General features: G+C 68.5%; 20 protein-coding genes. 9 read left to right on the top strand and 11 right to left on the bottom strand.

Annotated elements, in window-relative coordinates:
- Window position 1 precedes the first annotated feature (1 nt).
- Window positions 2–1,897: a 2-oxoacid:acceptor oxidoreductase subunit alpha gene (locus tag HPS36_RS02265; RefSeq protein ID WP_053771524.1), complete on the bottom strand. Its 1,896-nt coding sequence runs from the start codon at window positions 1,895–1,897 to the stop codon at window positions 2–4.
- Between the two features lie 215 nt (window positions 1,898–2,112).
- On the opposite strand from HPS36_RS02265, the gene dph5 reads away from it, so the two are divergent.
- The 3 genes from dph5 (at window position 2,113) to HPS36_RS02250 (ending at window position 3,911) form a co-directional block, all read left to right on the top strand.
- Entirely contained in the window at window positions 2,113–2,910 is a 798-nt protein-coding gene (gene dph5, locus HPS36_RS02260; RefSeq protein ID WP_173228354.1) for a diphthine synthase, read from the top strand.
- Window positions 2,911–3,034: 124 nt separating this feature from the next.
- The gene (locus HPS36_RS02255) at window positions 3,035–3,421 is read left to right on the top strand and encodes a CBS domain-containing protein (RefSeq protein ID WP_173228353.1); all 387 of its coding nucleotides are present in this window, start codon (window positions 3,035–3,037) and stop codon (window positions 3,419–3,421) included.
- Between the two features lie 115 nt (window positions 3,422–3,536).
- The gene (locus HPS36_RS02250) at window positions 3,537–3,911 is read left to right on the top strand and encodes a CBS domain-containing protein (RefSeq protein ID WP_121561917.1); all 375 of its coding nucleotides are present in this window, start codon (window positions 3,537–3,539) and stop codon (window positions 3,909–3,911) included.
- A gap of 42 nt (window positions 3,912–3,953) precedes the next feature.
- On the opposite strand, the gene HPS36_RS02245 is transcribed toward HPS36_RS02250, so the two are convergent.
- The 9 genes from HPS36_RS02245 to HPS36_RS02205 all read right to left on the bottom strand — a co-directional run bounded on the left by HPS36_RS02245 (window position 3,954) and on the right by HPS36_RS02205 (window position 12,278).
- The gene (locus HPS36_RS02245) at window positions 3,954–5,201 is read right to left on the bottom strand and encodes an MgtC/SapB family protein (protein ID WP_173228352.1); all 1,248 of its coding nucleotides are present in this window, start codon (window positions 5,199–5,201) and stop codon (window positions 3,954–3,956) included.
- 180 nt (window positions 5,202–5,381) lie between these two features.
- Window positions 5,382–6,344 (bottom strand): archaeosortase A, encoded by a 963-nt coding sequence (gene artA / locus HPS36_RS02240; protein ID WP_137717667.1) that lies wholly within the window; start codon window positions 6,342–6,344, stop codon window positions 5,382–5,384.
- A gap of 115 nt (window positions 6,345–6,459) precedes the next feature.
- Entirely contained in the window at window positions 6,460–6,912 is a 453-nt protein-coding gene (locus tag HPS36_RS02235; protein ID WP_004598345.1) for a transcription elongation factor Spt5, read from the bottom strand.
- Window positions 6,912–7,088: a protein translocase SEC61 complex subunit gamma gene (locus tag HPS36_RS02230; protein ID WP_006628863.1), complete on the bottom strand. Its 177-nt coding sequence runs from the start codon at window positions 7,086–7,088 to the stop codon at window positions 6,912–6,914. Before HPS36_RS02230 ends, HPS36_RS02235 begins: the two co-directional genes overlap by 1 nt.
- A gap of 107 nt (window positions 7,089–7,195) precedes the next feature.
- Entirely contained in the window at window positions 7,196–8,377 is a 1,182-nt protein-coding gene (gene ftsZ, locus HPS36_RS02225; RefSeq protein ID WP_173228351.1) for a cell division protein FtsZ, read from the bottom strand.
- Between the two features lie 145 nt (window positions 8,378–8,522).
- Complete coding sequence (locus tag HPS36_RS02220; RefSeq protein ID WP_173228350.1) at window positions 8,523–9,971, bottom strand: D-aminoacyl-tRNA deacylase; 1,449 nt, start codon at window positions 9,969–9,971, stop codon at window positions 8,523–8,525.
- 96 nt (window positions 9,972–10,067) lie between these two features.
- Complete coding sequence (locus tag HPS36_RS02215; protein ID WP_173228349.1) at window positions 10,068–11,018, bottom strand: calcium/sodium antiporter; 951 nt, start codon at window positions 11,016–11,018, stop codon at window positions 10,068–10,070.
- A gap of 95 nt (window positions 11,019–11,113) precedes the next feature.
- Window positions 11,114–11,308: a DUF7333 family protein gene (locus HPS36_RS02210; RefSeq protein ID WP_121561922.1), complete on the bottom strand. Its 195-nt coding sequence runs from the start codon at window positions 11,306–11,308 to the stop codon at window positions 11,114–11,116.
- Window positions 11,309–11,369: 61 nt separating this feature from the next.
- On the bottom strand, window positions 11,370–12,278 hold the full coding sequence (locus tag HPS36_RS02205; protein WP_173228348.1) for a PhzF family phenazine biosynthesis protein: 909 nt from the start codon (window positions 12,276–12,278) through the stop codon (window positions 11,370–11,372).
- 180 nt (window positions 12,279–12,458) lie between these two features.
- Here HPS36_RS02205 and HPS36_RS02200 point away from each other — a divergent pair, with 180 nt between their 5' ends.
- Both HPS36_RS02200 and HPS36_RS02195 read left to right on the top strand, forming a co-directional pair.
- Window positions 12,459–13,805, top strand: coding sequence for an alkaline phosphatase family protein (locus tag HPS36_RS02200; protein ID WP_173228347.1), 1,347 nt, complete (start codon window positions 12,459–12,461; stop codon window positions 13,803–13,805).
- Between the two features lie 92 nt (window positions 13,806–13,897).
- Window positions 13,898–14,407 (top strand): DUF7097 family protein, encoded by a 510-nt coding sequence (locus HPS36_RS02195; RefSeq protein ID WP_137717661.1) that lies wholly within the window; start codon window positions 13,898–13,900, stop codon window positions 14,405–14,407.
- A 91-nt stretch (window positions 14,408–14,498) separates the two neighbouring features.
- On the opposite strand, the gene HPS36_RS02190 is transcribed toward HPS36_RS02195, so the two are convergent.
- Complete coding sequence (locus HPS36_RS02190) at window positions 14,499–15,239, bottom strand: hypothetical protein (RefSeq protein ID WP_053771511.1); 741 nt, start codon at window positions 15,237–15,239, stop codon at window positions 14,499–14,501.
- A gap of 140 nt (window positions 15,240–15,379) precedes the next feature.
- Between HPS36_RS02190 and HPS36_RS02185 the strand changes: the two genes are divergently transcribed.
- The 4 genes from HPS36_RS02185 to gltB all read left to right on the top strand — a co-directional run bounded on the left by HPS36_RS02185 (window position 15,380) and on the right by gltB (window position 24,806).
- The gene (locus tag HPS36_RS02185; RefSeq protein ID WP_137717660.1) at window positions 15,380–16,063 is read left to right on the top strand and encodes a DUF6517 family protein; all 684 of its coding nucleotides are present in this window, start codon (window positions 15,380–15,382) and stop codon (window positions 16,061–16,063) included.
- Between the two features lie 272 nt (window positions 16,064–16,335).
- Complete coding sequence (locus HPS36_RS17030) at window positions 16,336–19,596, top strand: PGF-CTERM sorting domain-containing protein (protein WP_321169535.1); 3,261 nt, start codon at window positions 16,336–16,338, stop codon at window positions 19,594–19,596.
- Between the two features lie 108 nt (window positions 19,597–19,704).
- On the top strand, window positions 19,705–19,872 hold the full coding sequence (locus HPS36_RS02175; RefSeq protein WP_167551913.1) for an HEWD family protein: 168 nt from the start codon (window positions 19,705–19,707) through the stop codon (window positions 19,870–19,872).
- A gap of 233 nt (window positions 19,873–20,105) precedes the next feature.
- The gene (gene gltB, locus HPS36_RS02170) at window positions 20,106–24,806 is read left to right on the top strand and encodes a glutamate synthase large subunit (protein ID WP_173228346.1); all 4,701 of its coding nucleotides are present in this window, start codon (window positions 20,106–20,108) and stop codon (window positions 24,804–24,806) included.
- Window positions 24,807–24,822 lie beyond the last annotated feature (16 nt).

Here is a 24,822-nt window from a genome sequence, read left to right as displayed (position 1 = left end):
GTTAGTCACCTGCGGCTGGGACGAACGTGGTCTGGTGGCCGGACGCGTCGCCGTCGCCCTCGACGATCGCGGCCTCGAACCCGTCGACGACCTCCGCCGGCTCGAACGGGTTCCCGTTGTACTTCAACAGGCTCGACAGCTTCTCGCCGTAGCGGCCGAGGTTCTTCTGGACGAGCCCGCGGAACTGTCCGGACGCCGTCATCTCGACGACGAGGACCTCGTCGACGCTCTCGACGAACGCCTCGACCTGCTCGGTCGGGAACGGGAGCATGTCGGAGACGCCGTACGACTTCACGGAGTGGCCGGCCTCGTTGAGCCGACCGACGGCTTCCTCGACGGTCCCCTGCTGGCTGCCGAACGTGAGGATGCCGTACTCGGCGTCCTCGGGGCCGGCGTACGATCCGGTGTCCTCCCCGTCGAGGTCGGCGCGGATCGCCTCCAGCTTCTGGGTCCGCCGGTCGATCTGCGCGACCCGGTTGTCCGGGGACTCGCTGATGTGGCCGGTCGGGTCGTGCTCGTTGCCGGTCGCGAGGAAGCGACCGCCCTTCTGCCCGGGCACCGACCGCGGCGAGACGCCGTCGTCCACGTCGTGCTGGAAGCGGTGGAACTTCCCGTCGCCGGAGTGCGGCTCGTCGGCGAGCGCGTCCTCCGAGAGCGTCTTCCCGAGGTCCGGGTTCGGGTCGCGGTCGAAGTGGCTCTTGGGGACGTTCGTCAGCTCGCCGCCGAGCTTCTGGTCGTACAGCAGGATCGTCGGGATCTGGTACTCGTAGGCGAGCCGGAAGGCGATCCGCGACTGCTCGTACGCCTCCTCGACGGTCCCCGGGGCCAGGACGACGCGCTGGGAGTCGCCCTGCGAGGTGTAGAGGACGTGTTCGAGGTCGGACTGCTCCGGCTTCGTCGGCATCCCGGTCGAGGGGCCGGCGCGCATGGCCTCGACGAGGACGACGGGCGTCTCCGTCATCTCCGCGAGCCCGAGCGGCTCGGACATCAGCGCGAACCCGCCGCCGGAGGAGCCGGACATCGCCTTGACGCCGGCGTGCGAGGCCCCGACCGCGAGCGCGGCCGCGGCGATCTCGTCTTCCACCTGCTCGGAGATCCCGCCGAGCTTCGGCAGGTTCTGCGTCATGATGGTGAACACCTCGGTCCACGGCGTCATCGGGTAGCCGGCGATGAACCGGCAGCCCTCGTCGATGGCGCCGTAGGAGATGGCGTCCGACCCGGACATGAGCAGCTGGGTCTCGTCGTGTTCGCCCGTCGGAACCGACACGTCCGGGGCGTCCACGTCGTACTCCTCGCGGACCTGGTCGTACGCGGTCTCGAGGATCTCCAGGTTCGGTTCGAGGATCTTCTCCGGCATCGCGTCGCGCATCAGGTCCTCGACGTGGTCGAGTTCCATGCCGGTCAACGCGCAGGTCGCGCCGACGCCGGCGGTGTTGCGCATGACCTCGCGACCCATGTCGCGGGCGAGGCCGCGGAGGTCGAGCGGGTACACGTGCCAGTCGTTCTCCTCGGCGCGCTCCTCGAAGTTCGGGATCTCGGAGGCGTCGAGGAGTCCTTCGTCGTAGACGATGACCCCGCCCTCGCGGAGCTCGTCCAGGTTCTCCGAGAGCGGCTTGATCTCCTCGTTGCCGTAGACGGCCTCCTCCTGCGGGTTACGGGCGAAGGAGTCGCCGAGCGCGAGCAGGAAGTTGTAGCCGTCGCCCCGGGATTCGACGGGGTCCGCCGACGCGCGGACCTCGGTGTAGGTGTGGCCGCCGCGGATCCGCGACGGGTAGTGCCGATGCGTGAAGACGTTGAGCCCCGATCGCATCAAGGCCTTCGCGAAGTTCTGGCTGGTGGAAGCGATCCCGTCACCGGATCCCCCCGATATCCGCCAGATGAGTTCGTCGTCAGTCATAGTGGTATGTGAGCCCGAGTGGGCCTCGTGGCCCGACGTTGTGCTGGTTCCCTCTTAGGGCTTGCTATGGAATCCCAAGGGACTATCATGAAGGTCTATTAGGGGCGCTCGGGCGCTCGCCGCCCGTCCGCCGGACCGATCCGAGCGCCTGCCCTCGGTTTCGTCGCTCCCGGCCCTTTCGCGTCCTTTTAGGCCGCCGCGCGCCGAGCGCACCCATGCTCACCTTCATCGGGCTCGGCCTCTACGACGAGCGCTCCGTCACCGTCGAGGGGCGCGAGGCGCTGCGGGCGGCCGACCGGGTCTTCGCGGAGTTCTACACCAGCCGGCTGGTCGGCGCCGACGTCGCCGACCTGGAGGCGTACCACGGCGTCGACGTCGAGGTCCGCGACCGCGCCGGCGTGGAGCGGGATCCGGAGCCCATCCTGGAGGCGGCCGCGGACGGCGACGCCGCCTTCCTCACGGCCGGCGACACGATGATCTCGACCACCCACACCGACCTCCGGCTCCGCGCCGAGGAGCGCGGCATCGACACGCGGGTGATCCACGGCGTCACCGCCCAGTCCGCGGCGTCGAGCCTGACGGGGCTCCAGAACTACCGGTTCGGGAAGGCGACGACGCTGCCGTTCCCGTACGCGCACGGCGGCGACGACGTGCCCGCGAGCGTGGTCGAGACCATCGAGGCGAACCGCGAGCGCGGGCTCCACACCGTCGTCTACCTTGACATCAAGGTCGGGACCGGCCCGAGCGGCCCCGACCCGGACCACGAGGAGTACATGACGGCCGACGTGGCCGCCGACCTGCTCGCCGAGGGGTGGGCCGACGAGCTCGCCGTCGCCGTCGCCCGTGCGGGGTCGCCCGACGCGGTCGTCGCCGCCGACCGCCTGAGCGCGCTCGCCGACCGCGAGTTCGGCGACCCGCTCCACCTGCTCGTGATCCCGGGCGACCTCCACCACGTCGAGGCGGACGCGCTGGTCGGCCTCGCGGACGCTCCCGAGGCCCTCGTCGAGGAGTGAGCAGTCGGGCGGTTCGAGGCGTCTCCCTCTCTCGCCGCTCGCCTAGCCCGCGCCCGCGTCGCCCGACGCGGACCGGTCCCTCCGACCGGATAATTGATTACCGTGCCCAGCGTTACCACGAGGCATGAACGACGTACCCGTCGATCGGCTCATGTCGACCGACCTCACCACGATCGAACGCGGCGCCCCGGCGGCCGACGCGGCGAAGCGGATGCGCGACACCGGCGTCAGTTCGATCCTCGTCGTCGAGCCCGACGGGCGGCTGGCCGGGCTGATCACCGCGACGGACTTCGTGGGGCTCGTCCGCGACAACGACCCGAAAGACCGGACGCCGGTCGAGGCGTTCATGACGACCGACGTCGTCACGGTGGGTCGCGAGGACACCGTCGCGGAGCTGGCGGCGCCGACCGCGCACGGCTACACCCACCTCCCCGTGACCGACGCGGACGGCAGACCGATCGGGATGGTGTCGACGACGGACCTCACGGCGCACCTCTCGAAGGCACGCTGACGGCCCCCTCGGAGCGTCGCGTCCCGCCGCCTTTCTGCCGTCCCGAACGGGGTCGCGCCCGCCCCGCGTTGTGCGTTCCGGAAGAGTAATGACACGCGGTACCACACGTCGTGGCATGGATCTCGACGACAGAACCCGCGTCGCGGACGTGATGTCGACGCCCCTGGAGACGATCGGAGCGGACGCCCCGATTCGGGACGCCGCCCGACGGATGCGCGACGGCGGCATCAGCGCGCTCGTCGTGACCACCGGCGGCGGCTGTATCGTCACGCAGAGCGACGTCGTCGGGGCGGTCGCCGACGGGCGCGACCCCGAGGCGACGACGGTCCGCGACGTGATGACCGAGGACGTCGAGACGGTGACGCCCGACCTCATGATGCAGGAGGTGGCCGCGATGATGACGATGTACGGCGTCAAACACCTCCCGGTCGTCGACGACGACTACGTCGGCATGGTCTCGTCGACGGACATCGCCGAACACCTCTCGTAAGGCGCGGGCCGCCCCGCGCCGGAGCGGGTCCGCCGCCGCGTTTCAGAACAGCAATAGCGGGACCCCGGCGAGCACCCCCACGGCGATCAGCAGGAGGTTCCAGAGGAACACCGGCCGGACCAGCTCCCGGGCGATGCTCGCCGCGAAGACGGTCTTGATCAGGACGCTGGCGGCGGTGCCGGCGATCACGCCCGCGACCGCCGTCTCGACCCCGATCTGTCCGGTCCCGAGCAGCGAGACCGCCGTGGTCGTCGAGGTCCCCGACGACACCAGGCCGGCGAGGAAAGAGGTCACGATGAAGCCGCTCGCGCCGAACGACTCCTCGGCGACCGCGGAGGCGAGCAGCACGAGCAGGAAGAGCGCGCCGAACGTGAGCGCGTTCCCGAGGCTGAACGGCGAGGTCAACTCGGCCTCCATCGTCGTCCGCCAGTCGCTCCGCCACACGGCGACGCCGACCCCCGCGACGGTGATCGCGCCGAGCGGGACGCCGACGACGAGCGCCGCCTCGGGGACGAAGACGGCCACCACCGCGGCGTTCCGGAACGCCATCGCCGCGTTCGCGAGGAGGATCGAGCCCACCGCGATGTCGCCGAGGTCCGCGCGCCCCTTCGCCCGCTTGGCCATCTCGGCGACGACCGCCGTCGAGTTGACGAGCCCGCCGAAGAAGCCCGTCACCGCGTAGCCGCGGCCCTGATACCGCTTGACGAGGACGTAGTTGACGAACCCGATGGCGCTGACCGCGACCACCAGCGACCAGACCAGCCGCGGCTGGACCGCCCCCCACGGGTCGACCGTCTCAGCGGGGAGGAGCGGGAAGACGACGAACGCGAGGATGGTGAACTCCACGGCGCTGCGCACCTCCTGTCTGGAGAGCCCCCACGCGAACGCGTGGAGCTCCCGTTTCAACACCAGAAGCAGCGACGACAGCACCGCCACCGTCACCGACTCGATGAACAGTCCCGCCGCGACGAGGACGCCGACGCCGTACGCGACGAGCATCGAGGCCGACGTGGTCAGCGAGAGGCCGTCCACGTCGGCCTCGACGAAGCTTCGCACCGCCAGCAGCACCGCGCTGGCGACCACCAGCACCCCGCCGACGACGAGGAGCCCCGGCTCGCCGACGAGCGAGAACACCGCCGCCGCGAGGCTGATCAGCGCGAACGTCCGGATCCCCGCCGACTTCTGTGACCACTCCCGCTCTAACCCGAGGAACATGCCAAGCGCGGTCGCTAACACCAGCTTCGCGACGTTCGTCTCCAGGTAGACGAACGGGTCGACGCCGCCGATCACTGCCGCTCACCCCGTCGCGGCCGTGTCCTCCGACGCGGACCGGGGGATCCGCCGCGCGTCGTCGCAGTCATGCTCGCCCGTACCCGCCGCCCACGTCTATAGCTTGCTATATAGCGCTATGTATTCTCCGCAGTTCTCCGGGACGTGACCGCCCCGCCGAGACCGTCGAGAGGCCGTCGGCTACCGGTTCGTCGGCTCGCGCGGGAGGTCGAGCGCCTCCGTCAGGTCGTGTTCCTCGCCGGTGATGAGGTAGAGCACGTCCTCTAAGATGACCGCCAGCTCGGGCAGTTCGCGCACCGCGAGGAAGGTGATCGCGATGAGCGCCACGACCGCCAACAGCTGGCTCATGATCCGGTCGGAGATGAGGAAGGAGACGCGGTACGGGTCGGTCGCGCCGAACATCGTCATCACGAGGTCCGGGTACCAGTGCATGTACTGGTTGCCGGACACGACCGAGATGAACGTCGTCCGGAGGATGTTCAGCCCGTAGATGAGCGGGATCGACACCGCGAGCGCGCGGAGCTTCCTCGTGAGCGGCGCCTCGACGGCGGCCACGAGCCCGCCGAAGATGGCCATGCTCCCGAGCCCCGTACACGCCAGCACGATGTGGATGACGACCGTGTGGCCGTCGTCGAGCGTCCACGAGTACGCCGCGTCGTACCCCTCGTTGCTCGCCACCGCCTCCGGCGCGTACCCGAGCAGGTCGATGAGCGCGCCGGTCTGTGACGCCACGATCTCGATGAGGACCCGGCGGGGCTCCGGGACCGCGACCCCGGCGACGGTGAACGCCGGGATGGTCTCGAACGGGAGGTAGATGAACAACATGAATGCGATGGCCCGGGTGAGGGTGAAAAGCGAGGCCCGTCCGTCGTAGAGGAGGTACCCCGCGTACACGCTGGCGGGGAAGCCGACCAAAGCGAGGATCGACTCGACGTAGCTCTGGTGTTCGAACGCGAAGTACGGCACCGTCGACAGCCAGAAGAGCCCGAACAGCGCCCACGTCGCGGCCGCAAGGACGCGCCCCGCGGCCAGTCCGCGGCTGTCGAGCGCCCACGAGATCGCGAAGAGGATCGCGACGATCCACGCGAACGTGAACGTGTCGGGGATCACGCTCAACACCGCCGGCACGCCGTGGCCGAACATATCCGTCTGGTCCGTCGTCGTCGAATAAAGCCCTTGTCGTTGCGTGCGGGACCGCCGTCAGACCGGCGGACCGATCCGCCTCGCGTCGCTCCGTTTCCGCGCTCGCCCGGGGGAGTTACCGTTCCTCGCTGTCGAGCACGCGGATCTGGTCGCCGCGGACCGTCACCGGGATCGGCACGGTCGCCTCGTACAGCTCGACTGTCACCTGGTCTTTCCCCTCGTCGATCCGCTGGACGCGCGCCTTCTCACCCTTGAACGGGCCCGCGATCAGCTCGACGATGTCGCCCTCGCCGATCCCCTCCACGTCCGGGGTCGGCGAGAGGAAGTGCTCGACCTCGGAGAAGGGGCTCTCGGCGGGGCCGTCGCCGCCCTGAATGACGCCGCGGGCGTGCGGGATCTCGTCGAGGATCCGCCCGAAGGCGGTCCCGTCGGTCGCCTCGACCATCACGTAGCTCGTGAGCTGGTCCGGGGCGATGACGGCCTGGATCTCCGGCGCCTCCTTCTCGGCGATCATGTCGGCGACCGTCCGCTCCTGGCTCGCCGTCGTCTTGACCGAGTAGATCGGCATTACGCGCCGACCCCCGGGAGGAGGCTCATGATCGCGAACATCAGGAAGCCGATGAACCCGATGAGCAGGATCCCGGCGCCGGCGATCTTCGACACCTGGAGGAACTCGTCGGTGCTCGGCGTGCTCGCCAGCTTCAGCACCCGAATGTAGCTGTTGAGGTCGTACGGAACGTCCATGTTACCCGATGATTCGAGACGAGACGGTTTTTACCTTTTGATGCGCCCCCGAAGCGGCGACGGCGCCGTCGCGGCGCGCGGCCACCGACACCCCTGCTCGGCGTGTGTCACTCCACGTAGTCGATGTCCTCGACGTCGCTCGGCGCGCCGCCCTCCGGCGGCTCGCCGTTGCTGCCGTAGATCTGCGGCGACTCGACGCCGGTGACGACGATCATCGTCCGCATCTCGCCCTCCAGCTCGTCGTCGACCGAGGTCCCCCAGATGATCCGCGCGTCGGGGTCGATCCGGTCGTAGATCTCCTCGACGACGCCCTCGGCCTCCTCGATGGACATGTCGGTGCCGCCGGTGACGTTCACGAGCGCGGAGTTCGCGCCGGAGATGTCCACGTCGAGCAGCGGCGAGCGCAGCGCGGACTTCACCGAGTCCTGCGCCTTCGAGTCGGAGTCGGACTCGCCGAGGCCGATCATCGCGACGCCGCCCTTCTCCATCACGGTGCGGACGTCGGCGAAGTCGAGGTTGACGAGCCCGGGCATCGTGATGAGCTCCGTGATCCCCTTCACCGAGCGCATCAGCACCTCGTCGGACACCTTGAACGCCTGGCGGACGGGGAGCTTCCCGACCGCGTCGAGCAGGCGGTCGTTGGGGACGACGATGACCGTGTCGCTCACGTCGCGGAGCCGTTCGAGGCCGGCCTCGGCGTTCGTCCGTCGGACCTCGCCCTCGGCGGTGAACGGCGTCGTGACGATGGCGATGGTGAGCGCCCCGGACTCGCGGGCCGCCTTCGCGACGACCGGCGCCGAGCCGGTCCCGGTGCCGCCGCCGAGCCCGGCGGTGACGAACACCATGTCGGAGCCGTCGATGGCGTCCTGGATCTCCTCTTGGGACTCGATGGCCGCCTCCTCGCCCACCTGCGGGAGGGAGCCGGCGCCGCGGCCCTGCGTCTTCTGCTGGCCCATCAGGATCTTCGTGTCGGCCTCGATGTTGACGAGGTGCTGGACGTCGGTGTTGGCCGCGACCAGCTTCGCGCCGTGGATCCCCTCCTCGGTCATGCGGTTGACCGTGTTGCCGCCGGCGCCCCCGCAGCCGACGACCGTGATGTTCGTCTGGAGGTCCTGGAGGACGTCCTGTAGCTCGTCGTCGGTCATCGTCCCCGTCTGCGGCGGCGCGCCGGCGCTCCCCCCGGCTGCGCTCTCGCCGGCTCCCCCGGCTGCGCTCTCGCCGGCTCCCCCGGCGTCGTCTGCGGGGGCCTCTTCGGCTTCGTCGATGGCGTCCTCAACGATGGAGTCCATTATGTGGTGAGGTTGCGACCCGGACGTATTTATTTTTGCCCGTTCGTCTGACGCGGGTCAGACGCCGAAATCTCCGTCGTTCGCGGCCGACCCGAGCGCGCACGGCCCGGACGGCGGCGACGACGCCCGCGGGACCGCTTATAAATTATTTCAGGGCCGCGCCGTCGATCGGGAAGCGGTCGGTACGCGCGCGCGACACCGCCTCCGGCGTCACGGTCTCGCCGTCGACCTCGACCGGCTCCCCGTCGGCCAACCGACCGAACGCGGGCCCCTCCGGGACGCCTCGTTCGGCCGCCAGCGACGGGTCGAACGCCGTCTCCCGGGCGACCACCGCCGTCCCCTCCGGCGACACCTCGACCGCGTCGTACCCGGTCTCCAGCACGTCGACCAGCCCCTCGATCAGGTCTGCGTACCCCGGCGCCTCCGAGGCCCTCGAGAACGCGACGCGCCCGGCCGCCCGCGCGCCGCCCTGCTCCGTGTCGAACGCGACGGCGACGCGCTCGACCGCCGCGCGCGCTGCGTCCGCGTCGAGCCCCTGGGCCCGCGCGAGCAGGTCCGCCGGGAGGTCCCGGACGCGGACCGCGTCGCTATCGCCGTCGACCGCTTCCGAGTCGGGGCCGAGCGCGTCGTCGACCGCGACCGCGCCGAACCGCAGGCCGTCGTCGACGGACCCGATCTCGGCCTCCAGCCGTTCGACGAGCGCGAGCGGCGCGTCGCCGACCTCGCGGACCCACGTCTCGCTCACCACTTCGTACCCGAGATCCTCGATCACCGCCGCGAGGTCGGGGCGGTCGCCGTCGATCACGGCCCGCTCGGCGCGGCTCCGCTCGAACGCGGCCTCGATCACCCGGCGGTTGGCGTCGGGCGCGCCGAGCTCCCCGAGCGCCCAGTCGGCGCCGACGTGCCCCACGGCCCACTCGGTCTCGCGAACGATCCGAGTGAACCGCGGCGCGTAGTGGCCCCCGCCGAAGCCGACGACGTGGCGGGGCCGGCTCCCGGCGTCGCCCGCGTCGGCCGCCGCGACGGCGTCGTCCGCCGTCAGGTCCGCGCCGGTCCCCCGCAGGTCGAGGACCGCCCGCGCGACCGCCCGGGCGGCGTCCGGGTCCTCCCACTCCGGCTCGTCGGACCCCAGTTCGACGAACAGCGACGGGACGGCGACGTCGGTCGGGCCGTGGTGGGTGCACTCGATGCCGACCTCGTACCCCTCGGGCGCGTGCCGCGCGAGCGCCTCCACGACGCGCTTCTCGGCGCCCGGCGCGGCCCGCGCCAGCGACTCCGGCTCGCCGCCGTACTCGGCGCCGCCGAAGTTCCCGGTGACGTGTGCGGTGAGGAGTCGCCCGGTCTCGCCGGAGTGCCTGGAGACGAACGCGAGGAACGCGGGGTCGCAGTCGAAGGCCGCGGTCGGGTCGGACAGCCGGATGTGGAGGTCGTCGAACTCGCGGAGCTCGAACCCCTCCGTCCGGTAGTAGGTCCCGCCCCCGTCGGCGTCGGGGCGCGAGCCGTCCTCGCGCGCCGTCCAGTCGCCGACCTCCAGCAGCCGCTCCCCGATGTGCGCCGAGGCGCTGTCGGCCCGGCTGACGACGATCGCTATCACGGCACCGGCTCGGCCGCCCGCGACCGAATACCCGTCGGTTCCGGTCCCTGAGTCCGTCCCGTCGCGGCCGCCCCGACCGCAACCGGGCACGCCGCGCTACGGGAGCAACAGGTACACGAAGACCCCGTACCCGACGGTGAGCACGGCGCCGTCGAGCCGGGTGATCCGCTCGCTGTACGCCATAATCGCGACGATTCCGGCCGTGAACGCGAGCAGCGCGGGGAACTCGAAGCCGCGGACGCCCGGGGCGACGCCGATGGGCGTCACCACCGCGACGGTCCCGATGACCGCGAGGATGTTGTAGATGTTCGACCCGACGACGTTGCCGACGCTGAACTCCGCCTGGCCGCGCACCGCGGCCACGACGCTGGCGGCTAGCTCCGGCAGCGACGTGCCCAGCGCCAGCACCGTGAGCCCGATGAAGATGTCGGAGAAGCCGGCGGCCGCCAGCAGCGACTCGCTGCCGTCGATCAGCCACCGGGAGCCGAGGACGAGCGCGGTGATCCCCCCGACGACCGCCGCGGCGTCGCGCAGCTCCGCGTCCGGCATGTCGTCGCGCTCGCTGTCGGAGATCGCCGACTGGTTCGCCTGAACGCGCCGCAGGACCGCGGCCGTGAACGCGGCGAGCGCCGCGAGGAGCACCGAGCCGTCGAACAGGCCGATCCGCCCGTCCCAGCCGAGCGCGACGAGCAGCAACGCGGCCAGCACCATGAACGGAACGTCCCGGCGGAACACGGTGTCGGAGACGTCGAGCGGGCGGATGAGCGCGGAGACGCCCAGCACGAGCCCGATGTTCGCGATGTTCGAGCCGACGATGGCGCCGAGCCCGATGTCGGTCGACACCGTGACGGCGCCCAGCAGCGAGACGAACAGCTCCGGGGCGGTCGTCGCGAACGCCACGACCGTGACGCCGACGGTCGACGCCTTCAGCCCCACGGCGAGCGCGAGGTCCCGCGCGCCGGTGACGAGCAGTTCGGCGCCGGCGTACAGGAGGGCGACGCCGCCGACGATCAACAGCAGTTCGAGGAGTGGCGACCCGGGCAGCACGGCTCCCGGTTCGCAACGGCGTTTCAAAAGGGTCGTGATCCCCGGTCGCTCGGGGGCGTCGTCACCGGTCGATCGCCGCTCGCCGCCCGCCCCGGTCAGGCGTGTCCGGCCCGGAACTCGCCGTGTTTCACGCCGATCGCGAACGCGAGCGCCCCGAAGACGAGCATCGACGGGACGACCATCATCAGCGTCGTCTGGAGGGGCATCATCCCCGCGCCGATGAGGCCGCCGGCGCCGACCGCGACGATCAGTACGAGGATCGCTGCCGCGCGTGGAAGGTCGAACTCCATGGGAATGGTACGTGGCGAGCGATCCTAAACGTTCTGTCTCCGACGCCCGCGTTCCGGCGCATCACGCCTCGATTATCTCGTCGTCCTCGTCGTCGGGGATCCGGATCTCCCCGTCGAGCGCGACCGTCGCCCGCCCGCCGACGCGGACGGCGTCCGCCTCAACGCGGACGCGGACCCGTCCGGGTCGGTCGAGGAAGTGCCCCTGTTCGAACCGGAGCTCGTCGGGCTCGTCCCCGTCGAAGGCGTCGACGCGGCGGAGGTACCCCCCGACCGCGCCGCTCGCGGTGCCCGTGACCGGGTCCTCCGCGATGCCCAGCGACGGGACGAACGCCCGGCCGTGGAGCGTCGAGTCGGCGTCGAGCGCGTCGAAGGTGAACGCGTACACGCCCGCGACATCGAACTCCTCGGAGAGCGCCTCGACCGCGTCGTCGTCCGGGTCCGCCTCGCCCAGTCGCTCCAGGAAGTTCACCGGGACGACGAGGAACGGCAGGCCGGTCGACGCGACCGCGACGGGGAGGTCCGCGCCCACGTCGCGCAGCGCGGCGGGGTCGACGCCGAGCGCGGCCGCCACCCGTTCGAGGTCGACGTCGACGACCTCGACGCTCGGCGCCTGCTGTCGCATCCAGACGGTGCCGTCGTCGTCGACGGAGACGGTGAGGTCGCCGACGTTCGTGCGGAGCGTGCGCTCGCCGCCGTCGATCGCCCCCTCGGCGAACAGGGCGCCGTAGGTCGCTATCGTGGCGTGGCCGCAGAGGTCGACCTCCGTGGTCGGCGAGAAGTAGCGGAGCCGGTCGTCGGCCGCGCCGTCGCCGTCGGTCAGGAACGCGGTCTCGGAGGCGCCGAGCTCGGCGGCGACCGCGGCCAGCTGGTCGTCGCTCAGCCCCTCGGCGTCGGGGACGACGCCGGCGGCGTTGCCGGCCAGCGGCTCCGCGGCGAACGCGTCGACGAGCATCGCGCGTCTGTGTTCCATGCCGGCCCATCCGCGAGTCACGGACAAAAAGCCTCCCGAGCCGGTCGCCGGGCCGGGCCTCGCGCGCCGCCGACCCTCGTCTCGCGTGTACGTCGACCCTCACCTCGCGTGTGCGTCGACCCGGCGTTTCGCGGCGCGTCCGATGTCAATCCTTTTGCCCTCGACCGCGGATGGGTGTGTATGGGCCTCTTCGACCGGCTGCGAGGGAACGACACGCCGCGGGTGGCGTTCATCGGGATCGACGGCCTCTCGTACCGGCTCGTCGCCGACAACCCGGAGACGTTCCCGGCGCTGTCGGCGATCGCGGACGAGGGCGGTGGGGGACGGATCGACAGCATCGTGCCGGCGGAGTCGAGCGCGTGCTGGCCGAGCCTGACGACGGGCAAAAACCCCGGCGAGACGGGCGTGTACGGATTCCAGGACCGCGAGGTCGGGTCCTACGACACCTACGTGCCGATGGGGCGCGACGTCCAGGCGCCCCGGGTGTGGGACCGCGCGACCGAGGCGGGGCTCGACGCGACCGTGATGAACGTCCCCGTCACGTTCCCGCCGCAGCGGACCGTCCAGCGGATGGTCTCCGGCTACCTCTCGCCCGACCTCGACGCGGCGGCCACCCCCGAGGAGCTCCGCGAGTACCTGACCGGCAGCGACTATCGGCTGTCGGTCAACGCGAAGCTCGGCCACAAGCCGGACAAGACGGCGTTCATAGAGCACGCCCGGGAGACCCTCGACGCGCGCGCCGCGGCCTTCGAGCGCTACGTCGAGCGGGACGACTGGGACCTCTTCGTCGGCGTCTTCACCGCCCCCGACCGCGTCAACCACTTCCTCTGGGGCGACTACGAGGACGGCGGGACGTACCGCGAGGACCTGCTGGCCTTCCACGCCGCGCTCGACGAGCACGTCGGGTCGATCCGCGAGGCGCTCCCGGACGACGTCACCCTCGTCGTCGGCTCCACGCACGGGTTCCGCCGCCTCCGCTACGACGTGTACTGTAACGAGTGGCTCGAACGCGAGGGGTGGCTCTCCTACGACGGCGACGACCACGAGGCGCTCGCCGACGTCACCGACGACACCCGCGCGTACTCGCTCGTCCCCGGCCGCTTCTACCTCAACGTGGAGGGCCGCGAGCCGAACGGCGTCGTCCCCGAGTCCGAGTACGAGGAGACGCGCGCCGAGCTGCGCGAGGCGCTGGAGTCGTGGACCGGCCCCGACGGCGACCCCGTCGCCGACCGCGTCGTCGACCGCGAGACGGTGTTCCGCGGCGATCACGCCGCCATCGCGCCCGACCTCGTCGTCCTCCCGAACGACGGGTTCGACCTCAAGTCGGGGTTCCGCCCACACGACGGGGTGTTCGACCCCGACGGCCCCCGGACCGGGATGCACGCCTTCGACGACGCCGCGCTGTTCGTCGACCACCCGGACGCGACGGTCGAGGACGCGGACCTCCTCGACGTCGCGCCGACCCTCCTCCGGCTCCTCGACATCGAGTACGGCCGTACCGACTTCGACGGCGCCAGCCTCGTCTGAGCCGTCGGCCTCCCGAGTCCCGCGTCTCTCTCGCCGTTCCGCTCCCGCCCTCCGGCGACCGAATTGAAGTGAGTCCGCCCCCACCGGCCGGTATGGAGCGCACCCCCGACGGGACCCCCGTCGGCGTCGACGACCCCTACGCGGTCGCCGGCGTCTGCGACCACCTCACCGACGACGGTCGGTGTCGCTTCGCGTTGACGCGGTCCGGAGACGACCCCGAGTTCGCGGCCGCCCGCCGCGCCGACGGCTACGACTGCCACGTCGGCGCCGACGGCGAGTGGCGCGCGTGCCCGCACTACCGGTCGACGACCGACGCGAAGACCTGCGCCCGGTGCGGGCTGGCGGACGTGCGCCTGGCCCACGACGACTCCCGGCCGCTCGTCGAGGAACACCACCTCTCGTACGGCGGCGACGGCTCCCACGAGATCACGGTCGGCCTGTGTCGCTGGTGCCACGCCAAGGTCCACAACTCGATCGCTCGGATCGACGACGACGCGAGCCCAGACCCCGAGGCGATCGCCGAGCGCGAGCGACGGCGGGAGACCGAGCGCTCGGCGTCGGCGTTCGAGGCGGCCAGCGAGGGGTACGATCCCGAGGAGTGAGCGAAAGTCGACCGATCCGATTCAGACGACCGTCGACCGATCCGATTCAGGCGAATGACAATTGATCCGATTCAGGCGACCGCCGAACCGATCAGGCGTCGTCGGCCGGCCGGATCAGGTTCGCCAGCGCGACGAGGAGGCCGAGGAACCACCCGAGCGGCACCGAGATGCCGATCCACATCAGCACGTAGCCCAGCCCGGGGAGCCCCCACTGCTCGCCGAACGTCTCCAGGTCGAACGCGCCCCGGAGCATCTCGTTTATGCCGCCCACCGAGAGGAACGTGTCGAGGATCCACCGCGCGAGGTCGTAGCTCGGCGGCAAGATCAGCTCCTCCAGCGTCGGCGTGACGAGCGCGGCGACGACCGGCGGCAGGAACAGCGCCGTCATGGCGAACGGGTACGCGAGCAGGACGCTGACGAACCGCCCGCCCAGCTTCGAGAAGCCGGCGGCGAGCGCGGCCGAGACGACCGCCACCGCGCTCGCGGCGCCGACCGCGATCACCGCGTCGAACGGGAGTTGGAGGTGGGTGATGACCGTCAGCGTCCCCCAGACGACGGCCGCGACGAGCACCGCGCCTGCGACGCCGATGCGGGTGACCGCCGAGTCGAGCTTCGCCGCGTAGTAGCGCGTGGCGAACCCGACGAGCAACAGCGGGTACGCGACCGCGACGAGCGGCGCGCCGAGCACCGCCCAGAGGTAGTAGCCGACCGACTGAACCGTCGTCTCGGGCTTCCACTTCCCCAGGACGGCGCTCGGGTCGAGCTGTCGGGGGAAGACCACCTCCATCCACGTCTCGTGGAGGCGAACAACGTCTAAGAAGAGCGCTTCCACCAGCCCGGTTTGTCCTCGGCGTTCCATTTGCCTCACGTCGCGCACGCCCCGACGTGAACTTTGTGCCTTCGGCCCCGGCGTTCTCGCGACCGATACCCTCGGCGATAGTCTTAAAGAACTGTGTGGACCTACGCGTTCATATGAAACGACGTGGACTGCTCGCGGCGATGGCCGCCTCGGCGTCGGTCGCGGTCGCGGGATGCGCCGGCGAGGACGGCAGCTACGAGTTCGACGCGGAACCGGCGCGCGTCCCGGAGAGCGCGTACAGCGACTCCGGATACGACGGTCAGGAGCCGGAGTCGTTCAGCATCGACCGCGAGTTCAACGCCACCGGCGTGAACGCGCGGGTGACGGCGACGACGTGGGTCGCCCGGTACGTCAACCCGACGACCCAGTCGGCGCTGTTCGTGGCGAGCACCCCGAACGCGTCGGTCGCCGGCCAGTCGGTCAATCCGCTCGTCCGGGTGGAGGGGGCCGAGCTCATCCGCCGGCTCCTCAACCAGGTCAACCAGCAGGACATCGGCGGCGGCAACGCCGACATCCAGACGGACGACATCGAGGCGCGCGGCGAGGAGACGCGGACGATCCTCGGTCAGGAGGCGACCATCTCCGTCTTCGAAACGACCGTCAGCGCGGACGTCGAGGGCTCGAACGGGCAGAGCGGGTCGGTCGAGGACATCCCCGTCCTCCTCTACCTCACGACGATCCAGCACCAGGCGGCCGACGCGGACAGCGAGGACGTGATCGCGCTGGTGGGGCTCCACCCGGTCGAGGTCGAGCAGTCCGAACAGCTGCTCGCGATGATGGAAGCGGTCGAGCACTGACCCGCTTCGGCGACCGTCCAGTCCTCGTTTTCCGTTCTGTCCGGTCCCGGACCTATCGCCCGTGAATTTCCACGAAGGTAATCCTCTCGTGACGCCGCCGTATTGCGGTTATTTCTCTGAGCGGAAGCTTTCACCTTCGTAAGTCACTTATAAGCGATCGGTCCGAGTGAGAGATCCCGCGGTGCGACAAGAGGCGCTTCGCGGAGGCGGGCCGACCACTGACGCCGCGCTGCCCCGGGGGCGATCGCTCTGGCATCCGTGGTTCGTTGGCTATGATCCGGACGCGATCGCTTCGATGGCTGTGGGCCGGTATTGTCGTTTGCTTCGTGATCGGTTCTGTTATGATTTTAATCGTCTCAGGAACACTCACTGCTTCCGGTGAATTATGGGACGTAGATGGAGCAAGCGATCTTGATATTGGAACCGAACAACAGCAGGTAATTAGTAATATTGAAGTTCTTGATTCCAATCGGCCGGTTAAAATTCACATTGGAGGTCTTGTTGAGTCTGGAGCACAATTGGATCGTAACGGGACATCGTATTGGATAAATGTTGATGGGAACATACGTAGATCGGATGTGTATGTACAAAATCCTAACAGCTCAAATGCGACAATCATTGTATCTGCTTCAGCAATCCCCAGTCCCGGACGATTTGACGTATATATCGATAATATCGATACAACCAACGTAACTCAATATGATAAGGAGGGGGCGAAAATAAATAATGTCGTCTCGTATACGGCTAAACAGAAAGAAACAGAAGCTCCTGTTGAGTTCAGTATACACTCTCCTGGTTCAATCAACTTTGAGTCCAATACATATAACAAATCCACACGGTCAGTTTCTTACGACTACTCTATCAATGACAATTTGAGTCTCAATACTTCTGTCACACTTTGGCAGAAGAAACAGAATGGGAAGATTGGCAGAAAGATCAAAACTGTTGAGACATCAAGCGATAACATCTCTCTCAAAGGCACGGATATTGAAGGTAAAACGGAACTGGTAATCGGGATTCACTCTCCACAGACAGTTCACGGTTCCGATGCGATATACGCACTGGACTCAACGACTGTTGATGTCGCTGTGCCTATTCAACTCGTGAGTGGCCCATTTTATTACAGCAAACTAACTTCTGATCCTGAACCCAACAGAACACTCCTATTTGAATTCAATACGAATATCTCCGATACTCAGGGATACATTTCTGCTAACTTCTCTGATAATAATAAAACGGGTATATCACTTGAGAACCAATCGGGAGCATATGATGTAGATGGCGAATTTTTGTATGTTTATCCATTCCGTGCGGCCAACCTATCCAATCAAGAAATCCAGCCACGTATTGATAGACTCAAAGTTAGTGACGTGGTATCTACTTCCAGTAGGGTACCATTCAATAGTCAGTTCGGATCGCCTGTGCGTGTAGATAAAATGATATCCAGCGAAGGCCAGTATACAACCAATCAAGGTTCAAATATCGCTGTTCGACTGAATGCTCAACACGATTATAATCTGGCAAAATCAAATAGTAGCTTTGTTAGAAAAATTGAATTCAACAGGACAAGTCATATTCATAAAATAAGCACAGATAATCTCAGTACAGGCTATTACTCACTGTATTCTAATTCCGGAATGAAAAATACAACCATCCGGTTACTCGATTCTTCAATCCATCTTGAAACAACTGATACAGTAAACGGATCTCAGATACCGATAGATATCGATACAAACGGAACCAGTCGTACTGTTGCCATTAGTGTCACAGGACCGAACAGCGAAAATGTACATCAAAATGAATTATTGTCAGACAATAATTCTACTATAAGAACTCATGTTTCTGTCTCTCAAGTTGGAACATACTCAGTGAGAATAAAGGGTCTGAGCACTAATACTACTGCTGCCAATACTGTAGAAATAGTTGATGATAGAAATACAACAATTAATAATGGTGTATCTGATGAAATCATCAGTGGAAGTCGTCTCGATTTAAGACTCAATTCGACCTATGAGCACTCCTCAGTGTCTCTGGTATCATCAAACAGTACCGCCACAACACTCAACCTGACAACCAACGAGACCGGCCCGACACCCGTCACGATTAATACATACGCGTCGCCGGAATCCCCGTCGAACTTCGTCACGACAGGCACCGGTATCAGCGTCGAGTCGGTCAGCGGGGACACCGGGTTGCTCACTCCCGGGACGTACGACCTCACACTCCGGTCGGAACACGGCACCGAGGTCGCCAACGACACTGTCACGGTCACCGTGAAACCCCGATCGACGAACAACCTGACGGCGTACACGACGCGGGCGGTCGACCGCGGCGACTTCGAGAACGCGACCGCGGTCCGGGAGGCGATCGCCGACGGAACGCTCACCGAGGCGACGGCCGCGACCGCGAACGACACGGTCGTGTACGCGGTGAACGCGACGGGCCTAACAGGCCTCGCGGCGACCGCGAACGGATCACTGGAGCGTGGCGCGGATCTCGACTGCCTCGACGGCCTCGAGTTTGGGGTCCAACCGACGGCCACGGACGCAGGTAACGGGTCCGACGGGAACGCGCTCGGTCGTACGCCGAACGAGTCCGCAGTCCACCTCGACCGGAACGGCCTGTACCTCGTCGTCGCCGGCGACAGCGCGTTCGGAACCGGAACGACCCCCGACCCCGGGGAGACGTTCGAGGCCGCCTTTCGGGTGGACGACGATCGACTCCGCCGGACCGCGGCGGACGACGGGCACCGCGTGACGACCGGGTTGACCTACGCCGCAGATCCGAGCGAGGGGGACGCCGGCGTCGACTCGACCGCCGACTCCACCGAGACGACCGCGTCGGTCGCGACGGCGCCGTCGGGTCAGTCCGGTGCGGCGACCGGCTCGGACACGGGTAGCGGCTCGGCCGGTGGAAGCTCGGACGGTGGGGGTTCGAGCGGTGGCGCTTCGGGCGTCGGCGGTTCGATTACCGGCGAGTCTTCGGGAACTAGTTCGGCTGGCAGTCCGAGCGGGGCCGGCGGCGCCACCGGCTCCGACGGGGCTACCGCCACCGACGCCGGTGGTCGCGGCGGACCCGACGGATCGACCGGCTCGGACCTCGGCCGGGCGACGGGGCCGCCGGGCGTCGATGTCCCGATCGCCCCCGGAACGTCCGAGATCCCGCCGGCCGCGGGGCCGGCAGAGCTCTCCGGACCTAGCAGGCTCGAACCCGGTCCAGACGGTTCCGCGGCGGCGAACTCCCGCTCCGAGAACGGACGGCCGAGCGACGGCGAGAACGGACCGTCGAGCGGCACCGAAAACGGTGATGGCGGCGGCGCGGCGTCGGCCGCCCCCGGTGGCTCGGGCGAGTTCTCGGAATCGTCCGTGTCGGGCGAACCCCCTTCGGACGAGGCCGACGCGAGCGACTTGGGCTACGACGACGCGCCGATCCGATCGACCGCGTACGACCTCCCCGGGTTCGGGCCCGTCGCGTCGCTCGCGGCGGTGGCCGGGGCGTCGCTGCTCGCCCGGCGCCGCGAGGGAGGGACGTGAGCGCGGGCGTGACCGTCGTTCTGACGAGCCGTCGGATCGCGTCGCGATCCAGTTCCGTGGTCGCCGACCGTCGGTACGTTTTTGCTCGCTGACGCCTTTCGCTCGATCATGGGCGTGACCATCACACCGCCGAAGGAGCGCGCGTGCGAACTCTGCGGGCGCGAGGAGCGATGGGACGACGAGGTGGAGGGGTGGCGGATCGCGGACGACCCCGGCAACGTCTACTGTATCCACGAGTGGGACATCAACGGCTCGTTCGTCCCCCTCCGAGAGTAATTTCGGGCTGGACGTTTCACCACTCTACTCGGATCGAGTGAAACGTTCGCGGTGTGTTCTGGGTTACTCCACCAATTATCGGGGCGAAAAACCGGCACTTCCGACCAATCCCGGTGGTGTGTCATCTGTTCACCACCCGTGATGAATAATTACCTTATATTCCCTAATGTGTGTACGATGGATCCTACCCCTATCAGGGTCATACCTTTAACTGTTCATCCGTAGGAACGCGTATGACCAAGTCACGTAGTACCACCCGGGGCGTACGCGACTCGGAGTCCTCGGGTCAGGAGGGGGGGCTCGCGGCGCCGACGGACGACCGGTCGAACTGCGGCATCGGCGGGGTCGTCGACCTCGAGGGCGCGCCGTCGCACGACACCGTCGCGGACGCGGTCGAACTGCTCGAAAACCTCGAACACCGCGGGACCACCGGCGCCGAGGAGAACACCGGCGACGGCGCGGGGATCATGGTCGCGCGACCGGACGAGTTCTTCCGCGAGGTCGTCGACGCCGACCTCCCCGAGGAGTACGCGGTCGGCTCCGTGTTCATGCCGCCGGAACCGGGCGTTCAGGCGGAGATACACGACGTCATCGCCGAGGTGTGCGCCGTCTACGGGCTGGAGGTGCTCGCGTGGCGGTCCGTGCCCACCGACAACGCCGACCTCGGCGCCACCGCGCTCGACTCCGAGCCCGAGGTGTCGCAGGTGTTCGTCGCGCCCGTCGAGGGCGCGGGGCTCGCCCAGCGGTTCACCAGCGAGGGGAACCGCCCCGACGACGCCGACCCGGACCTGCTCGGGTTCGACCGCGCGCTGTACGCGGCCCGCCGCGAGATCGAGAACGCCGTCTCGGAGGTCGACGGGGCGGGGCGCTTCTACGTCTGCTCGCTCGACCGCCAGCGCGTCGTCTACAAGGGCCTCCTCAAGGGCTCGCAGCTCGCGGACTACTACCCCGACCTGACCGACGAGCGCTTCGCGAGCCACGTCGCCTTAGTCCACGCGCGGTTCTCGACGAACACGCTCGGCGCGTGGCACCTCGCGCACCCGTACCGCAACATCGTCCACAACGGCGAGTTCAACACGATCCGGGGCAACGTCAACTGGATGCGGGCCCGCGAGAACGACCTCGAACACCCGGCGTTCGGGGCCGAACTCGACACGATCAAGCCGGTGATCGACGACCCGAACCAGTCGGACACCGCGAGCGTCGACAACGCGCTCGAACTGCTCCTCCACACCGACCGCGACCTCCCGCACGCGCTCCGGATGCTGATCCCGGAGGCGTTCCGCGGCGACGACCTGATGGACGACGACCGCGCGGACTTCTACGACTACCACGCCTCCCTCGTCGAGCCGTGGGACGGCCCCGCCCTCGTCATCGGCTTCGACGGCGAGCGCGTCGCCGGCGTCTTAGACCGCAACGGGCTCCGCCCGTGTCGCTACGAGGTGACGACGGACGACCGCCTCGTCGTCGGCAGCGAGGTCGGCGCGCTCCCGACCGAGCCCGCGGACGTGCGCCGCCGGGGCCGGCTCCAGCCTGGTGAAATCTTCGTCGCCGACCCCGAGGCGGGCCGGATCGTCCCCGACGACGAGGTGTTCGAGGAGCTCACCGACGAGAAGTACGGCGAGTGGGTCGAGGACGGCCAGGTCGCCCTCGACGCCCTCACCGACGAGGACGACGCCGCGGCCGGGATCGGCGCGGACTCGGTCGACGAGGCCGACGACGCCGACGACGGGGACGCGGAACCCACCGTCCGCGCCCACCAGGCCGCGTTCGGCTACACGACCGACTCGCTGAACCACCTCGTCGAGCCGATGGCGAAGGACGGGAAGGACCCGGTCGGCTCCATGGGCGACGACACCCCGCTCTCGGTGCTGGCCGACGTGGACCGCCCGCTGTTCACCTACTTCAAGCAGCTGTTCGCGCAGGTGTCGAACCCGCCGATCGACTACATCCGCGAGGAGCTCGTCACCTCGCTCGAGACGCGCATCGGCAACCAGCGCAACCTCCTCGACGAGACGCCGGAGCACGCAGAGCAGATCGTCGCCGACTCCCCGGTCCTGACGGACGCCGAGACGACCGCTCTCCGCGACCTGCCCGGACCGGGCGAGCGGAGCCCGGGCGACGCGGACGGGGCCGCCGACCGCCCCGACTTCACCTCCGTCGTCGTCGACGTCACCTACGACCGCGACGGGTCGCTCGTCGACGCCGTCAACCGGGTCCGCGAGGACGCCGCGGCCGCAATCGAGGACGGCGCCGACGTGGTCGTCCTCTCGGACCGCGCGGTGGGTCCGGACCGCCTGGCGGTGCCGAGCCTGCTCGCGACCGGCGCGGTCCACCACCATCTCGTCCGCAAGGGGCTCCGCAACCGCGCCGGCGTGGTCGTCGAGTCCGCCGAGCCCCACGAGGTCCACCACCTCGCGACGCTCGTCGGCTACGGCGCCGACGCCGTCGACCCGTACCTCGCGTACGCCTCCATCGCCGACGTGGTCGCCGGACCGGACGGCGCCGACGAGGACGAGGCGCTCGCCGCGTACCGCCACGCGCTGGAGGACGGCCTCCTCAAGACGATGGCGAAGATGGGCATCTCGACGATGGAGTCGTACCAGGGCGCCCAGATCTTCGAGGCGGTCGGGCTCGACTCCGAGTTCGTCGCCGAGTACTTCGAGGGGACCGAGATCCGCACCGAGGGGATCGGGATCGAGCAGATCGAAGACGACCTGCGCACGCGCCACGCGATGGCGTTCGGCGCCGACCCCGAACTGGAGACCGTCGGCGAGTACGAGCACCGCTCGTCCGGCGTGAAACACGGCTGGAACCCCCAGACGGTCGGCACGCTCCAGCAGGCCGTCCGCGGCGGCGACTACGAGCAGTACCGGGAGTTCGCGGAGCTGGTGAACGACCAGACCGAGGAGCTCCAGTCGCTCCGCGGGCTCCTGGAGTTCGACTCCGACCGCGACCCGGTCCCGGTCGAGGAGGTCGAGCCCGTCGAGTCGATCGTCGAGCGCTTCTCGACGGCCGCGATGAGCCTCGGGAGCATCTCGCCGGAGGCCCACGAGAACAACGCCATCGCGATGAACCGGCTGGGCGCGAAGTCGAACACTGGCGAGGGCGGCGAGCCGCCCGAGCGGTTCGACACCGAGAAGGAGTGTACCGTCAAGCAGGTCGCCTCCGGCCGCTTCGGCGTCACCTCCGAGTACCTCGCGAGCGCCGAGGAGCTCCAGATCAAGATGGCGCAGGGCTCGAAGCCCGGCGAGGGCGGCCACCTCCCGGGCAAGAAGGTCAACGAGATGATCGCGCACGTCCGGTGTTCCACGCCGGGCGTCGGGCTCATCTCGCCGCCGCCCCAGCACGACATCTACTCGATCGAGGACCTCAAGCAGCTCATCTTCGACCTGAAGGCCGCGAGCCCCGAGGCCGACGTGAACGTGAAGCTGGTCTCGGAGGCCGGCATCGGGACCATCGCGGCCGGCGTCGCGAAGGCGAACGCCGACGTGGTCCACGTCTCCGGTCACGACGGCGGCACCGGCGCCTCGCCGAAGACCTCGATCAAGAACGCCGGTCTGCCGTGGGAGCTCGGGCTCGCGGAGGCGAACCAGATGCTCCGCGCCACCGGGCTGCGCGACCGCATTCGCGTCTCCGCGGACGGCGGGTTGCGGACCGGCCGCGACGTGGCGGTCGCGGCCGCCTTGGGCGCCGAGGAGTACATCTTCGGCACCGCGTCGCTCGTCACCTCGGGCTGCGTGATGGCCCGGCAGTGCCACGAGAACACCTGCCCGGTCGGCGTCGCCACCCAGCGCGAGGACCTCCGCCAGCGGTTCCCCGGGCAGCCGGACCACGTCATCAACTATATGACGTTCATCGCGCAGGAGCTGCGCGAGATAATGGCCGAGCAGGGGTACACGGAGTTAGAGGAGTTCATCGGTCGCCCCGGCCTCCTGTCTCAGCGCGACACCGACCACGAGAAGGCGAAGCACCTCGACCTCTCGGCGGTCATCGCCGAGCCCGCGGGCGAGTCGCGCACCAAGGTCCGCGAGCAGGCTCACTCCGGTATCGACGACCTGCTCGACTGGGACCTCATCGAGGAGGCCGCGCCCGCCATCGAGGACGGCGCGCCGGTCGCGCTCACCCGCGACGTGCGCAACGTCGACCGCGCGGTCGGCGCCACGCTCTCGAACCGCGTCGTCTCCGAGCACGGCGGCGAGGGCCTCCCGGACGACACCATCTCCTGCCGGTTCGACGGCGAGGCCGGGCAGAGCTTCGGCGCGTTCCTCGCGCCGGGGATCACGATGGAGCTGTCGGGCGCCGCCAACGACTACGTCGGCAAGGGGCTCTCCGGCGGGCGCCTCGTGATCGACACGCCCGCCGAGGCGGCGTACGACCCGACCGAGAACGTCGTCGCCGGCAACGTCTGTCTGTACGGCGCGACCGCGGGCGAGATGTACGTCAACGGCGTCGCCGGCGAGCGCTTCGGCGTCCGCAACTCGGGCGTGAAAGCGGTCGTCGAGGGCGTCGGCGACCACGGCTGCGAGTACATGACCGGCGGCGTCGTCGCCGTCCTCGGCGACACGGGCCGCAACTTCGCGGCCGGGATGTCCGGCGGCATCGCCTACGTGTACGACCCCGACGACCGCCTCGACGACCGCGTCAACCGCGGGATGGTGTCGGTCTCCGAGACGCTGGAGGGGTCGGACGAGCGGATGCTCCGCCGGCTCGTCGAGAACCACCGCGCGTACACCGACAGCGAGCGCGCGGCCGACCTCCTCGACGACTGGGAGGCCGCGCTCGACGACTTCGTCCGCGTCTTCCCCGACGCGTACGCGGAGGTCATCGCGGAGGGCACGGGCGCCGACGTGCGCGACGAGCCGCCCGCGCCCGCCGCCGCGGTGCCGGACGCCGACGCCGACGCGACCGGTCAGGTGTCGAGCGACGACTGAGCCGCGAAAGGAGCGC

Source organism: Halorubrum salinarum (assembly GCF_013267195.1).
Lineage (GTDB): Archaea > Halobacteriota > Halobacteria > Halobacteriales > Haloferacaceae > Halorubrum > Halorubrum salinarum.
Note: the sequence above shows the minus strand (reverse complement) of the source record. Positions and strands in the feature narration are given on the sequence as shown.